The sequence below is a fragment of the Bifidobacterium sp. LCP19S3_E9 genome (assembly GCF_052121135.1).
In the GTDB taxonomy this organism is placed as follows: domain Bacteria; phylum Actinomycetota; class Actinomycetes; order Actinomycetales; family Bifidobacteriaceae; genus Bifidobacterium; species Bifidobacterium thermacidophilum.
This window is the reverse complement of sequence record NZ_JBQKEV010000002.1, coordinates 1-15,000: the sequence shown is the minus strand read 5'-3', so window position 1 is coordinate 15,000 and position 15,000 is coordinate 1. Positions and strand designations below refer to the sequence as shown.

The window sequence follows — 15,000 nt, the reverse complement described above, 5'->3', positions numbered from 1 at the left end:
AGCAATGGTAGCCGTGCAAAACCGCACGGATCGTACACAACAATGGAGGATGCCCACTATGGCGAAAACCGTCCTTGTCATCAATTCGGGTTCCAGCTCGATCAAGTACCAGCTGGTCGACCTCGAGACCGGTGAAGGTCTCGCTTCCGGCCTCGTCGAGAAGATCGGCGAGCCGACCGACGGCCATTACAAGCACGAGTACAACGGTGAGAAGCATGAGCTCGAAGAGCCCATCCACGATCATGAGCAGGGCCTGAAGCGTGTGCTCGGCTTCTTCGAGCAGTACGGCCCGAAGCTGTCCGAGGCTGGCATCGTGGCTGTCGGTCACCGCGTGGTCCAGGGCGGCTACATCTTCCCGAAGCCGGCGCTCGTCACCGACAAGACCATCAACCAGGTCAAGGATCTCGCCGTGCTCGCCCCGCTGCACAACGGCCCGGAGGCCAAGGGCGCTGAAGTCATGCGTCAGCTGCTGCCTGACGTGCCGCAGGTCTTCGTGTTCGATTCCTCCTTCTTCTTCCAGCTGCCGGCCGAGGCCAGCACCTACGCGCTGAACAAGGACATCGCCGAGCAGTACCACATCCGCCGCTACGGCGCTCACGGCACCTCCCACGAGTATGTCGGCTCCGTCGTCCCGGGCATCATCGGCAAGCCCGCTGAAGGCCTCAAGCAGATCGTCCTGCACATCGGCAACGGCGCTTCTGCCTCTGCCCAGATCTCCGGCAAGCCGATCGACACCTCCATGGGTCTGACCCCGCTCGAGGGCCTCATGATGGGCGGCCGTACCGGCGATATCGACCCGGCTGCCGTCTTCCACCTGATTCGCAACGCCCACATGAGCGTGGACGAGCTGGACACCCTGTTCAACAAGCGTTCCGGCCTGACCGGCATGTGCGGCCACGCCGATATGCGTGAGGTCCACAAGCTTGTCGCTGCCGGCGACAAGGATGCCAAGCTCGCGCTCGACGTGTACGTGCACCGCATCATCAAGTACGTGGGCGACTTCACCGCTCAGATGGGTGGCGTCGACGTGATCACCTTCACCGCCGGTGTCGGCGAGAACGACGAGATTGTGCGCAAGATGGTGTGCGATCGTCTCGCCCCGTTCGGTGTCAAGCTCGACGAGGAGAAGAACAATACGCGTTCCAAGCAGCCGCGCGTCATCTCCACGCCGGACAGCTCCGTGGTCATCGCCGTTGTGCCGACCAACGAGGAGCTCGCCATCGCCCGCAAGTCCGCGACCATCGCCGCGGAGGGCAAGGACTCCTACGGCAACGAGTTCACCCGCTGAATACATCACTCAGTTTTACCGGCTGGTCGATGACACAGTCGGTAACCGCTGAACGTTGGCACAGCTGAGGGGCTGTGAGGATGCGCAGAAACATCCTCACAGCCCCTCAGCTGTATATACCTGCGTGTCACAATCAGGTGCGCGGTACCTTCCTTTGCGCCCAGCGGCTCCCATCTCTGTTTCTGCCGACGCTGAGCGGATTGTCAGCGTCGGCAGAAACAGAGATGGGAGCAATCACAAGCAATACAGCGCGATCGCGCAATCCCAGTTGCCACAACAGCGATGACGCGAATCAGCGTTGCGCGAGCATATCCGCCCACATGCCGGGGAAATCGGGAATCGTCTTGCGGGTGGTCGCGATGTTGCGAATTTCGATGCCTGGCACGGCGAGCCCGATCATGGCGGCGAACGTAGCCATACGGTGGTCGGCGTAGCTTTCCATGACCGCAGCGTGCAGTGAAGCGCGCGGGACAGGTTCGATTGTCAGCCCGTCAGGCAGCTCCTCGGCTTTCCCGCCGATCCGCTTGATTTCAGTGACCAACGCGGCCAAACGATTGGTCTCATGGCCGCGCAGATGCCCGATGCCATGCAGCGCTGACGGCGTGTCGGCGAGCGCTGCGGCGGCGGCGATACTCGGTGCGATCTCCCCCGCGGCGGACATGTCGTAATCTCCAAGCCCGTGGATGGTACCGTTGCTGGTCAAAGTCAGCGTTCCCGACCGGTGGGTGTACGCGTGTGGTTGGGTTTGGGTTTGACGCATGGCTTCGTCGAATGGTGTGCCGTCGAGGGTGATGCTCGCGCCCATATGTTGCAGGATTCCGGGCAGCAGTCCCCCAGGCTGGGTGGTGATATACGGCCAGTTCGGTATGGACACGCTGCCGGAAGCGATCATCGCCGCCTCGAGGAAGGGCGCGGCATTGGACAGGTCGGGTTCGACGATGACGTCTGCGGGTAGTTCGAGCGACGCAGGTTCCACAATCCAGTGACCCTGCTCGGGCATGCTGATATGCCCACCCGCGGCTTCGACATCATGCATGGTCATGCGGATATGTGGCATGCTGGGCAGGTGTTCGCCGGTGTGGGTGAGATCAAGCCCACCGGAGAGCCGCGAACCGATCAGCAGCAGCCCGGAAATGAACTGGGATGATGACGACGAGTCGATGGCGACATGCCGACGCAGGCCGTCGATATGCACATGCAGTGGCGGGGTGATGGTGAACGGCAATCGTCCGGTCTCCCCCTCGTAGGCGATGGTCGCGCCGAGTTGCTCGAGACCGTCGAGAATCGGTCCCATCGGCCGCTGGTAGGCTTGCTCGTCCCCGTCGAAGCGGATTGGACCGTCGGCGAACAAGACGAGGCCGGGGACGAAACGCATCACCGTGCCGGCGAGCCCGCAATACACGGTATCCGAACCGTGGAAATGTCCGTCGGCCGGAGGAGTCACGGTCACTGTGGTCTCGGCGTTAGAAGCGGTCTCGCAATGCACACCGAGCGTACGCAGCGCGTCCATCATCAACTCGGTATCGCGCGAACGCAGCAATCCGCGCAACGTAACCGGCTTCGTGCCGAGCGCGGCGAGGATGAGGAAACGGTTGGACAGGGATTTGCTGCCCGGAATGGTCACAGTCGCGTTAAGCGGACGGCTCGCTGTCGGTGCGGGCCAAGGGTCGGGATATGCGTGTTCGGTCATGGTCACCATAGTATCCGAAACGCCGCATCTGGCGACGCCTCATCACAGCATATGGGAGAAAAGTCTGCGAGACAAGCCAGTGCAGACAGAACGGAGGGCGGCGGGAATGACAATGCAATAATGGCGGAACTCCGGCGAAATGGCGATGGAATAACAGTGTCGTGTCGTACTCGTCTTGGCTTTAGGTATAATGGGTGATTGTGCCGTTTGACACATCGGGCTGTAGCGCAGTTTGGTAGCGCGCCTGCTTTGGGAGCAGGATGTCGCAGGTTCAAATCCTGTCAGCCCGACCACAAAAGCCAAATCGTTGGGGGTCCAATGATTTGGTTTCTTTTTCCTTTCCAAGACTCACCATGACATGCCACCGTGGCATGACGTTGCAAGTGACCGTAGCACAATGACGAATACCGATTCACGAAAGGCAAGGATATGCACGGATGACGCTCCCACCTGGATGCTCCATACGACGAGGACGACACGGCCCCGACACCGGGATTCATCATCGTGCCATGATTCAGCTTTTCCCTTCGAAGAATCGTCGGCCGACACATCCGCGGATCAGGAGCTCGATATCTTTTCCAAGAAGACATCGCCGTTTGCTGCATTGCAGCCCTCGTCGTGTATCGCCGCAGTTGTCGTCATCATCGTGGCGCTTATCGCGGCTTCGCTTATCTTGCCTCGGATTAAGGCGCCGCGTGAACTGGTTGCCTCGTATGTCCGTGCCGTTGCGAATGGCGATTTCGAACACGCTACACAACTCGCCAACCCAAATGTGCCGCAATCCGCGCGTGTACTGTTCGCCCACGGCGTGCTGGACGCCAATCATCGCATCACATCGTATGACATCGATTTCAAGCACGAATCTTTCTCACCGTTGCGATACTCGGTTCATCTGTTCTACACTCTGGGCAATACGCAAGGGGAACAATATCGTGGTTCAAGCATGCTCCATCTGCACATGAAGCCCAATGGCTCATGGGCGTTTGATCAAAGCCTGCTCAACGTGATGAAACCGCCACGGCCCGAACGATTCACGGTGAATGGTGTGCCAGTGTCCGATACCGGTTTCAACCTGAACTCGATATGTCCTACATCGAAGAAATACTGCAAGAGCAAGTTAATGCTTGACATCGGCGACGATGATTTCTATGTTCCCGCATACCCAGGCATCTATGCGGTCAGCACGCCTCTACCTGCGGACAATCCGAAACTGTTCACCGTTGTCCAACGAGATATCTTCATTCCGTATGGTTCCTCCAATACGCGCGTTCCTGAAACATCCGGAACCGATGGTGACAACACTGCCGGCAGCGCCGACAGTTCCGGCAATACGGATGGTTCCGACGCCACCAGTACTGACGATACCGAATCAGACCGTTATCGCTACGGTGAAACACGTTCCGACGACGGCACATGGGTTGCCTCATCAATGCGAGTTTGTCATATTCCTTCTCCATTGACTATCATTTCACCGATTAAGCCAAGACTTCGATGTTGCGACAGTTGGACGTTCATACGCGCAGCTGCGTCAGCAAGCTCAATGCGCGTGACCTGTCAGACAACACGTGCACGTTCATCTCGAAATACCTCGATCCGCAAGTCTATTCCGCGTGGACGGTCACGTACACACCAGGCAAGCTCAGCAGCGACTCACTGTCCATAGGCAAGTGCAAACCACAGAACAACGGAACAATCGTGTGCAATATATACGACTTCGTAGGCGGCAAGCTTACGCTGAATCTCACAACCAGCGGTGGCAATTCCGACCACTTCCAGTATGGTTCCTGGCACTCCTTCGATGACACCATGGTTGTCGACAAAGATTGCGTCGCACCTGTTTTCGCCACACATTGACATGGACGCAGAAATCCACGCACACGCCTAAATGCGACACCGCCTCCATCCTGCTGTTCAATCGTAGCGGCTTTGACTGAAAAGCCCGCATCACCGCCCCTCTATCGCTGGCGATACAATGGCTGCTGCAAGGCAATGAGAGGAGAACGACGTGGGACGTAACCAGCGGGCTGAATCGTCGGGGCTGATTTCCTGTGTCGTCTGTGCGGTCATCGGGTACTTCGCGATGACCATGTTCCGCGCCTACGCGCCCGCAATCTGGCAGCTGACCCAGCGCACATTCACCGCATGTTCAGGTATCGCCGCGGGATGCGCCGTCGTTTCGTTCATCATCGGGTATACGCATTTCTCCAGGTCGTTGCGAGAGAAACACCATTGGTATCTCGTCGTCCGGCGTCTGTTTGAGGTGCTCGCATTATCGGTTGTGTACGGATCGACGATATTCCTCACGTCGTTCATGTTCCTCGACATGATCAATTCGCTCATGGGCAAGACGATGACCGGGTACCTTCCTGCGATTTGCGCCGCATTCTCAGGAATCGTCGGCTATCTGACTTTCGTGCAGGCAGAACTCATGAACGCGAAAACACTGGCGTTCCTGCTGCCGTTCTTCATCATCGCAGGCGTCAGCACCGCGGGCTCGACCAGCGACGACCCGTATTGGGCAAACAACAATTTCTCCCAGCTGGGCGACCGCACCACGTTCGCGGCACGCATGTTCAATTCCACACTCATGCTCGGCGGCATTTGCATCATCATCATCAGCTACTTCGCCATCTCCGAGCTCGTGGCGAATTACCGGCAACGTCTGCGCTGGCATGGCGACGAGACAAAACTGGGTTCGGGCCCTATCCCCCATTTCATTCCGCGCACCGTCATTCTCGGAATTCTGCTCACGCTCGCCGGTATCGAGTTCTTCGGCATCGGCATGTTCCGTTACACCCCGCATCCGGTGTTGCACAACGTGTTCGCACGTAGTCTGCCCGGAGTCATGGGCATTCTGATGCTCGCCCTGCCATGGTTGGCGCCGCAGCTGTCGAAAGCGGTGTATGTAATCTCTGATCTCGCGATCGTCGTGTGCGCTTATACTGGCATCATCTGGTTGGAAGGCGAGAATACGCTGACGAATGTCGAGGCGTTCGCCGGACTGCTCTTCCTCGGATGGTTCGTGGTGTTCACCAGGCAGATTGCGGCGATTGAAACCGACCGTGTCCAGGCCCAGCTTCTGCACGCCCAGTATGATGTCGCCGCAAGCGGCAACGACGCTGATGCGATGCGGACCGTGCCAATTCCGGTCAACGTGCCGGTGACGAGAGCATCCAAAGACGATGTGGAAGCTGCCAAGACAGCCGGTTCAGGCGCCACCGACGACCATCATTCGAAATCCGGTCGCCACCATTGGTTGCGCTGGTTGCCTTCCCGGCATCGCTCGACAATCGAGACGAAACCGGTTGATTCGTCGCTGGAGTCGCGGCTCGCATCCGATCAGTAATCGGGCACAGCAGCACGACATTCGGCGGTCGGCAGTACCGACCAGTCTGCCCGTACAAGCTGGCGACGCTAGCGGCTGGCCTAGCGTCACCAGTTTGTACGGTCCAGTCAATCACTGCCGATCGCCGGACAATCATCAGATATCCCTGTACAACCACGCGTTCAGAGCGGTTCCTTCAGAACAGCTCCTCCTTGTCTGTATCATCCACGCTCATGAGCAGCAGGAAACTACGCGATTGCGCGGTGATGTCGAACCCGGCCTCATAGCTCAATTCCGGTCCCTTGGGATTGTAGGTATCGACGACCAGCTGCCACTTCTGCCCGTATTTCTCGTCAGGCAGTGTGAACATGATCGGCTCGTAGTGGGCGTTGAAAATCAGGATGAAATCGTTGTCGACCATCTGGTTGCCGTACCAGTCGCTCTCGGGAATATCCTTGCCGTTGAGATACACCATCATCGACGAGGCATGCGTGTTCTGCCAATCATTCATATCCATGATCCGCCCGAGATGGTCGAACCATTCGACCTGCGGTATCGTATTTTCGTCATCGCCCGGCGTACGCCCCGTGAAGAAGCGGCGGCGGTGCAGCACCGGATGGTCAAGCCGCAGATGGATCATCTTGCTGACGAACCGCAGCAAATCCCTCTGGGAATCGTTGAGATCCCAATTGGTCCACGAGATCTCGTTGTCTTGGCAATACGCGTTGTTGTTGCCCTGCTGAGTGCGCGCGACCTCGTCACCGCCGCAGATCATCGGGATGCCTTGGCTGACCAAGAGGGTGGCGAACATGTTGCGCATCTGCCGTTCACGCAGTTCGTTGACGTCACGTATGCTCGTCGGGCCTTCGACACCGCAGTTCCAGGAACGGTTGTTGTTTTCGCCATCGCGATTGCCTTCGCCGTTCGCCTCATTGTGCTTGTTGTTGTAGCTGACCAGATCGTTCATGGTGAAGCCGTCATGCGCGGTGATGAAATTCACCGACGCGACCGGCCTGCGCCCGTTCTGCTCATAGAGGTCCGAACTGCCCATCAATCGGCTGGCGAATTCTGGCAAGGTCGAAGGCTGCGAACGCCAGAAATCGCGAACGCAATCGCGGTACCGGCCGTTCCATTCCGACCAGCTGGACGGGAAGCCACCGACCTGATAACCGCCCGAGCCCAAATCCCACGGTTCGGCGATCAGCTTGACCCGCGAGATGACCGGATCCTGTTCGACGATGTCGAAGAACGCCGACAGCTTATCGACTTCCTGGAACTGGCGTGCGAGAGTCGCGGCGAGATCAAAACGGAACCCGTCGACATGCATTTCCGTAACCCAGTAGCGCAGGCTGTCGGTGATCAGTCGCAGCGCGTACGGCGAGCGCATGAGCAGCGAGTTGCCGGTGCCGGTGGTGTCGAAGTAGTGGCGTTGGTCGTTGTCCACGAGACGGTAGTAGGCCTTGTTGTCGATGCCGCGGAAGCTCAAGGTTGGTCCGTAGTTGCTGCCTTCGGCCGTATGGTTATAGACGACGTCGAGGATGACTTCCATGCCGGCATGATGGTATGCCTTGACCATCGACTTGAACTCGTTGACCTGCTCGCCGCGCTCGCCTGAGCTCGAATATGAGTTCTGTGGCGCGAAGAAGCCGATGGTGTTGTATCCCCAGTAGTTGCTCAGGCCTTTTTCCTGCAGGAACGAGTCGTTGACGAACTGGTGGATCGGCATGAGCTCGATGGCGGTGACGCCGAGCTTCTTGAGATATTCGATTACGCCCGGGTACGCCAGCCCCGCGTAGGTGCCGCGGATATCCGGTGGCACCATCGTGTTGAGGTTGGTCATGCCGCGCACATGCACCTCGTAGATCACCGAATCGTGGTACGGGATGAACGGATGCTGGTCATTGCCCCAATCGAAGTACGGGTTGATAACCGCAGCTTTCATCGTGTGGGCGGCCGAATCGAGCGTGTTCATGTCATGTGTGTCGTCCGGGCTGCGGAACCAGTACGAGTACAGGCTTTCATCACCGTCGATGTTGCCTTCAATCGCCTTGGCATACGGGTCCAGGAGCAGCTTGTGCGGGTTGCACCGCAAACCGTGCTCGGGATCATACGGCCCGTAGACGCGATACCCGTAACGTTGCCCTGGCTGGATGCCGGGAAGATAGTTGTGCCACACGTATGAGTTCTTCTCGGTCATCTCAACGCGTGTCTCATGGTCGTTCTCATCGAACAGGCACAGTTCGACTTTGTCTGCCACCTGCGAGAACAATGCGAAATTCACGCCCGCGCCATCATAGCTTGCTCCGAGCGGAAACATGGAACCAGGTCTGATTTGCATGATTCCAGTATCTCACGTTTTGCCGCTTCATGTTCGCAGGCTTGCCCGCCGTGTGTTTCTCGGTTGGCGCGCCTTTGATTGGTGCCGCCCGAACGGTTCCGTCCGATTGGTTTACGCGACGGTATCGCCCATATGCTTGGTGCGGCGCAGCATCTCATGCTGGATGGCGATGATGGCGTTGGATTCAGTCACGGGCGTGTCCAGCAGCTGTTGCCAGGAGACCCACGCCGATTCGACATGCTCGTCGGCGTCAAAATGCCGGTCTTCGGTATGCCAACGGTCAAGGTGGATGACCATGATATTGGCGAGCTCGTCGGTCATGCCTTCGGACGAGTAGTACGCCCCAACATGGTCGAAGCGGACGGCGGGCAGGTTGTCAGGCACGGTGCCGGTTTCCTCGGACAGCTCACGCAGAGCGGCCTGCTCGGGATTCTCGCCCGCGTCCATCAGGCCTGCCGGCAAGCCGTAGGCGAAACGGTTGGAACCGACTCGGTATTCGCGTTCGATGAGGTAGCGGTCACCCGGCACGTCGTGCACCAGCATGACCACGCATGGGGCGTGTCGGATCAGCTGCCTGCGGATTCGCGCGGTACCGCCATCGGTTGTCGGCAGATCGAGAACGATATCGTCGATGGCGAAAATCGGGCCTTCGAACACCGTCTTGCGGCTGATTTCGCGGACGGAACCGTTCATATCGACGCCATCCGACGAACGATCGAGTAGACGCCTCGCGTCGAGTTCGCTCTGAGCACCATGATGCAGAAGCGGCGTATTGCGGGTCTGCCCGCTGTGAGCTGAATCTTGTGTCATGTCCGTGTTCTCCTCTCTGCCCACCCACGGGCGGATCGTATGCATGGTCTGATGAACCTGATGCTGAGCCTGACTCTTGGCCGGGACGGTTCAGCGAATCACCAGATCCCACGGGTCAGTGCGCGTATCAATCCACGTGACTTCGGGACGCTCGCCGAACCGTGTTTCAACCGCCGCAGGGACGTCATCCAACGCATACCTGAACCACAGGGATTCAATCGCCGAATGCGGGGTGTTGATGAGCGCCGGGCGCATATGGCCGTCCCCACTGCCTGCATGCAGGCCCTGCCGGCGAAGCGACGCCTCCCAGCGCGCCTGCTCAAGCGCATCCGTAGCCGGATGGTGGCGCAAATCGCTAGTCACGTACACGTCCGCCCCGCTGGCACGGACCACGTCGAACATCGAATCGCCGGAACCCGGCAGTACGGCGACCGTGGACACCGGTGCGTCAAGCTCGCCGGCGACTTGGATACCGTATTCGGTGTGCGGCAGCTCGCGGGCTACAATCCGTGCGAAATCACGCAATGGCATCGGTTGGGGTAACCGGCCGACACGCCCGATACCGACCGCGTGCGGTGATTGCGGATCATCAATCGGCTCCAGTGGCCGCTGGTCTTGCAGTCCGAATGCGTCGGCGGCCGCCTGCCCCACACCACGGTATGCGGCGTCGGCATTGGTATGTCCCACCCACAGCGCGCAACCGTGGCGGTACAGTTCGCTGACAATCGCACCATGTGCGCCAGATCCGGAGGTCTCGTGCACCGCGCGGAAGAACAGTGGGTGATGGGTGACCAGCAGGTCGGCATGCCATGCGAGCGCCTGATCGATGACCGTATGCGTCGGATCCGCCGCAAAGGCGATGCGGGTGACCGGAGCGTCCAAATCGCCGACAATCAGTCCCGGCGCGTCCCACGATTCCGCGTATCGCAGCGGATACAAGGTCTCCAAAGCGTCCACAACGGTTTGCAGATTCGGCATTCGTCCTCGCTTTCCACTGGTGCCGTTAACGCAAAATCACCGTTGACGGCACCAGTTCAACTCGATATGTCTGTTGGCATGGTCCTCATGTCTCCTCTTACGAGGGTCCGCCATGCAGGGGGCTAATGGGCGGCAAGCTGCCAATCAGCGCCGATACCAATCGACACGTCAAGCGGCACCGCCAGGGTCACGGCATGTTCCATCGCGTCGCTGACCAGTGCAGAGACCTGCTCCTCCTCGCCAGGCGCGATTTCCACCACGAGTTCGTCGTGAATTTGCAGGATGATTCTGCTGGCCACGCCGGCATCCCTCAAGGCCTGATCGGCGCGGATCATCGCGATTTTCATGATGTCCGCCGCCGACCCCTGGATGGGCGCGTTGAGTGCGGCGCGTTCGGCGGCATTTCTCGCCCTTGCATTGGAGCTGGACAATCCCGGGAAGTATCTGCGTCGGCCGAACAAGGTCTCGGTGTACCCGACCTTCCGCGCGTTGCTGACCAACGACTCGAGATAGTCATGGACTTTGCCGAAGGTGGCGAAATACTTCTCTTTGAGCACGTCGGCCTCCGCAGGGCTGATATGCAGCTGCTGCGCGAGACCATACGTGCTCAAACCGTATGCCAGGCCATAACTCATCGCCTTGACGTGGCTGCGCTGGTCCGGCGTGATGTCACTGACCGGAACCTGATACACCAAGCTGGCCACATACTTATGGAAATCAGCCCCGGAACGGAACGCTTCAATCAGCGCCTCATCCCCTGACAAATCAGCCATAATGCGCAACTCGACCTGCGAATAGTCGCAGCTGAGCAATGACGAGAATCCCGGCCCGGGAACGAACGCTGAACGGATCTCCCGCCCCATCGCATTGCGGTTGGGGATGTTCTGCAGATTCGGATCGACCGAACTCAAGCGTCCCGTGGCCGCGACCGTCTGCTCGAAAGTCGTGTGGATACGGCTGTCATGGGGGTTGGTCGCATCAATCAAGGTCTGGACAATCTGCTTGAGCTTATTGGTTTCCCGGTGACGCAGCAACGCTCCCAGGAAATCGTTCGCCTGCTCATTGCCATTTGCCGATTGTGCGTACAAGGCGGTCAATGTCGCCGCATCCGTCTTGTACTGGCCGGATTTGGTCTTGCGCAGCGGCCGCAGGCCGAGCTTGTCGAACAGTATGCTACTCAACTGCTTGGGGCTTTGCAGGTTCACTTCGCTGCCGGCTGCACGCCATGCGATTTCCTGAGCTTGTGCGGCATCGGCGGCAAACTGGTCGCGCATGGCCACCAGACGCGTCTGATCGACGCACGCCCCCGCGTCCTCCATCCTGTGAAGCACCTCGGAAACCGGCAATTCGAGCGAACGCAACAGCCCGTATTGCTCGCGCTCGTCCAACGTTGCGGACAACCGCACTGCAAGCTCCCTGATGGTAGCCAGTTTCGCGGTGATCGTCGCATCATCCTGTGATGCGACCGCACCTGAATCATCCAGGCCGTCAAGGTCAAGCTGGCCTTGAGCCGGACGTTCCGGCTGGTCAAGGTGGATGTCCGCGAACCGGACCGCAGCCTGCTCAAGGGAGTCGGGATGATAGTCGGGAAGCACCAGATAGCAGGCGAGTTTGGTGTCAAATGCAGGCCGACGCAGATGAATGCCGATGCTTTCCAGAAGGTGCAGATGCTCTTTGTACCCGTGGACGATCATCGTGTCGTGGTTGGCGTCGATGAAAGTCTGGATTGCGGCAGCCACATCCAGTTCAAGCGGCGGGGTGAATGCCAACGCCTCGTCACCTGCCAGCAAGGCCACACCCGTGCAGTGTGGAGCGCCAGGTTTCGGATCACCGTCAGCGTACAGCACCCAGCCTTGGGCGACTTTCGGGGCGCTCACGGCGTGATGGTCGATGACGATGCTTGATGTTGCGGTCTTTTCCGGTTCGCTCCGGCGCTCCGTTGATTCGGAGGTGTCACTGTCAGGCGAGTCGGAAGAGGAAGAAGCTTCCGGAGAAGCGGGCGTACCGGCAGTGGCTGGCGCTGGCTTGGCCGCGGATTGGGCCGGGGCGACCGCTACTGTCTTCGATTGTTCGCTTTCGGCGAGGGTTGTTGCGTCGGTGTTGGCGGCGTGTTGCGCCTGATACCGCTGCGCCCAGTCCCGTATCCGGCTTGCCGGACAATCCTTGACGAGACTGACTGATTCGCCGGGACGCTCGTCGGTGTCAGCAGAGGCGGTCTTGGAGGAGTCATGCAACGCTGCCGACGCGCTGTTGCCGCCGCTGAACGCCTTGACGACCAGATTGCGTGTGCGAACGCCGAATTCAAGCTTCGAGAACAAGGCTGACAGCTGTTCGCGATTCATCGGCCCGAAATCAAAGTCATCCATGTCGACGCCGAGATCAAGGTCGCGCACCAACGCGTTGACTTTGCGGTTGAGTTTGACCTGATCAAGATTGTCGCGCAGGGCCTGGCCTTTTTTACCGCCGATTTCGTCAGCGTGTTCGATGATGCCTTGGAGCGAGCCGTATTGGCCGATCCATTTGGCCGCATAACCGTCACCCACGCCGGGCACGCCGGGGATATTGTCAGCGGTCTCGCCGCGCAGTGCCGCCAAATCGGGGTACTGCTGCGGAGTGACGTGGTACTTCTCCTCCACCGCCTGCGGGGTCATATGCTTGAGGTCTTTGAAATGGTGGCCCGGGTACAGGACAGTAATCGCATCGTCCACGAGCTGGAATGCATCGCGGTCGCCGGAGAGCACGAGAGTGCGGTACCGTTCGCGTTCACCCATGGTCGCCAGAGTGCCGATGATGTCATCGCCTTCAAACCCGGGCTTTTCGATGTAGGTGACGCCGAGCGCGGCGAGCATCTCCTGGATGAGCGGCAGCTGGGATAGCAAATCCTCCGGTGCCGCTTCGCGCGTGCCTTTGTATTGCGGCAGCAGATCATTGCGGAACGTACCGCCTTTGACATCGAACGCGACGGCGAGTTTATCGGGGTGCTCGGTCTCGATGACCTGCGCGAGCATCTTGGCGAAGCCCCAGACCGCGTTCGTCGCCTGACCGCTCGCGGTAGAGAAGTTCTCGACGGGAAGGGCGAAATACGCGCGGAACGCGAGCGAGTGTCCGTCCACGACAAGCAAGGTGCCGCGGAAATCCTTCTCCGCGGCACCTTGTTGAGCGTTTTGAGCTTGGGAGTTATCGCTCATCGTCGGCATCCGGCTTCTGATCGCCATACTTCGCGATAATCGCCATGGCGAGACGCTTCTTCGGAATGCGCTGATCCATGGATGTCTTTTGGATCCAGCGGAACGCCCCTTGCTCGGAGAAGTCCGCCTTGTCCATGAGCAGACCCTTAGCGCGGTCGACGAGCTTGCGCTCTTCCAAAGATTCCTGCGCCTTCTTCAGCTTTTCTTCGGCGTCGCGCAACTGTTCACGGGTTTCATTGAGCTCGTTTTCGCTGCGTTCCACGTTGTCAAGCAAATCGTTGATTTCCTGGAACCGCCCCATAGCGACTTCCAACGCCGGCAGCAGCTTGGATTCCTCATACGGCTTGGTCACATACGCCATAGCGCCTGCGCCGGTCGCCTGCTTCACCAGATCAGGCTGCGAGAACGCGGTGAGCATGACCACAGGGGCGATATTCTCGTCGCAGATGACACCCGCGGCGGTGATACCGTCCATGCGAGGCATTTTGACGTCCATGCAAACGACATCCGGACGATACTTGCGTGTCAGCTCGACCGCTTCCTCACCGTTTGCGGCTTCACCGACGACCTCATAACCGTTGTCTTCGAGAATGGCGACCAAATCCATACGGTTGACGGATTCGTCCTCAGCGACCACAACGGTGCGCTTGCGATGCTCGTCCCCGCGAGCGTCACCGTCCTGCTTATCCTGCGGCACGACCGGCTCGCCGGCGGCAACTGCCTTGAGTTCATCCTCCGTCAGCACCGGGGTATCCGGCTGTGCCTGTCCCGTCTCGTTCTTCGCAGTCATCCCTGCCTCTTTCCTAATCATCCGGCAGGCACGCTGGCACGCGCCGCACCGACACCGAGACCGATCCATGCCCTTCTGTGCGGACCCACACCCAGGCACGATCTGCCGTCATTCTATTAGCGATAATACCAGCAGACAAGGTCAAGACAAAGGTTCCGACGCCGAATTCGGGCGTGCCAAGCGATGTATGGCAAATATCAAGCATGAAATCGTCCGATTGCTGAAATGTTCGTGTCACTCGCAGATATGTGATACACTGTTATTTTGTTGCTTCAATACGGAGCACGCCCCTGTATCCCAATTGGTAGAGGAAGCAGCCTCAAAATCTGCACAGTGTGGGTTCGAGTCCCACCGGGGGCACCTCAACAACCCGCCACCATCGGCGGGTTTTTCGTTTTTGGCCGTCTCCTCATTTTTCATGCCGGGACCGCCATCCCATACCAACTGTCTACGCAAATCACCCGCCCAGCGTCACCAGTTTGGGGCTATAGGAACTAAACGTGGTGTTTTAGACTTCCATTTTTGGTTAGTGGACGTGTCCTTTGCGGATGTAGAATCCAGGTTCGTTCGTCGGATCGTCGTGGTTGTTCGCC

The 15,000-nt window shown here is 58.9% G+C and carries 9 protein-coding genes and 2 tRNA genes; 5 read left to right on the top strand and 6 right to left on the bottom strand.

Features of this window, described 5'->3' with window-relative positions; translation table 11 throughout:
* Window positions 1-58: 58 nt before the first annotated feature.
* Entirely contained in the window at window positions 59-1,288 is a 1,230-nt protein-coding gene (locus tag ACTQYB_RS01045) for an acetate/propionate family kinase (RefSeq protein WP_029576309.1), read from the top strand.
* A gap of 292 nt (window positions 1,289-1,580) precedes the next feature.
* Here the strand turns inward: ACTQYB_RS01045 and aroA are convergent, their stop codons facing one another.
* Window positions 1,581-2,978, bottom strand: a complete 1,398-nt coding sequence (gene aroA / locus ACTQYB_RS01040) for a 3-phosphoshikimate 1-carboxyvinyltransferase (RefSeq protein WP_033505801.1) — start codon at window positions 2,976-2,978, stop codon at window positions 1,581-1,583.
* Window positions 2,979-3,194: 216 nt separating this feature from the next.
* On the opposite strand from aroA, the gene ACTQYB_RS01035 reads away from it, so the two are divergent.
* From ACTQYB_RS01035 to ACTQYB_RS01025, 3 genes are all read left to right on the top strand, one after another.
* A tRNA-Pro gene (locus tag ACTQYB_RS01035) sits at window positions 3,195-3,271 on the top strand.
* A 104-nt stretch (window positions 3,272-3,375) separates the two neighbouring features.
* Window positions 3,376-4,641 (top strand): hypothetical protein, encoded by a 1,266-nt coding sequence (locus tag ACTQYB_RS01030; protein WP_441481926.1) that lies wholly within the window; start codon window positions 3,376-3,378, stop codon window positions 4,639-4,641.
* A 342-nt stretch (window positions 4,642-4,983) separates the two neighbouring features.
* Window positions 4,984-6,324 (top strand): ABC transporter permease, encoded by a 1,341-nt coding sequence (locus ACTQYB_RS01025; RefSeq protein ID WP_412170262.1) that lies wholly within the window; start codon window positions 4,984-4,986, stop codon window positions 6,322-6,324.
* Window positions 6,325-6,499: 175 nt separating this feature from the next.
* On the opposite strand, the gene glgX is transcribed toward ACTQYB_RS01025, so the two are convergent.
* From glgX to ACTQYB_RS01000, 5 genes are all read right to left on the bottom strand, one after another.
* Window positions 6,500-8,641, bottom strand: coding sequence for a glycogen debranching protein GlgX (gene glgX, locus ACTQYB_RS01020; protein WP_441481925.1), 2,142 nt, complete (start codon window positions 8,639-8,641; stop codon window positions 6,500-6,502).
* Between the two features lie 111 nt (window positions 8,642-8,752).
* A complete protein-coding gene (locus ACTQYB_RS01015) occupies window positions 8,753-9,451 on the bottom strand; it encodes an NUDIX hydrolase (protein WP_152570324.1) in 699 nt (232 codons plus the stop codon).
* Between the two features lie 90 nt (window positions 9,452-9,541).
* Window positions 9,542-10,429, bottom strand: a complete 888-nt coding sequence (locus tag ACTQYB_RS01010) for a Nif3-like dinuclear metal center hexameric protein (protein ID WP_441481924.1) — start codon at window positions 10,427-10,429, stop codon at window positions 9,542-9,544.
* A 122-nt stretch (window positions 10,430-10,551) separates the two neighbouring features.
* Window positions 10,552-13,617 (bottom strand): DNA polymerase I, encoded by a 3,066-nt coding sequence (polA, locus tag ACTQYB_RS01005; protein ID WP_441481923.1) that lies wholly within the window; start codon window positions 13,615-13,617, stop codon window positions 10,552-10,554.
* Window positions 13,607-14,407, bottom strand: coding sequence for an ANTAR domain-containing response regulator (locus ACTQYB_RS01000; RefSeq protein WP_033505449.1), 801 nt, complete (start codon window positions 14,405-14,407; stop codon window positions 13,607-13,609). Before ACTQYB_RS01000 ends, polA begins: the two co-directional genes overlap by 11 nt.
* 286 nt (window positions 14,408-14,693) lie before the next feature.
* On the opposite strand from ACTQYB_RS01000, the gene ACTQYB_RS00995 reads away from it, so the two are divergent.
* Window positions 14,694-14,767, top strand: a tRNA-Leu gene (locus ACTQYB_RS00995).
* The last annotated feature ends 233 nt before the right edge of the window (window positions 14,768-15,000 follow it).

Bases quoted from the DNA above. Each gene is read 5' to 3' on its own strand.
- ACTQYB_RS01045 (WP_029576309.1), top strand. From the start codon at position 59: ATGGCGAAAACCGTCCTTGTCATCAATTCGGGTTCCAGCTCGATCAAG.
- aroA (WP_033505801.1), bottom strand. From the start codon at position 2,978: ATGACCGAACACGCATATCCCGACCCTTGGCCCGCACCGACAGCGAGC.
- ACTQYB_RS01030 (WP_441481926.1), top strand. From the start codon at position 3,376: ATGACGAATACCGATTCACGAAAGGCAAGGATATGCACGGATGACGCT.
- glgX (WP_441481925.1), bottom strand. From the start codon at position 8,641: ATGCAAATCAGACCTGGTTCCATGTTTCCGCTCGGAGCAAGCTATGAT.
- ACTQYB_RS01015 (WP_152570324.1), bottom strand. From the start codon at position 9,451: ATGACACAAGATTCAGCTCACAGCGGGCAGACCCGCAATACGCCGCTT.
- ACTQYB_RS01010 (WP_441481924.1), bottom strand. From the start codon at position 10,429: ATGCCGAATCTGCAAACCGTTGTGGACGCTTTGGAGACCTTGTATCCG.
- polA (WP_441481923.1), bottom strand. From the start codon at position 13,617: ATGAGCGATAACTCCCAAGCTCAAAACGCTCAACAAGGTGCCGCGGAG.
- ACTQYB_RS01000 (WP_033505449.1), bottom strand. From the start codon at position 14,407: ATGACTGCGAAGAACGAGACGGGACAGGCACAGCCGGATACCCCGGTG.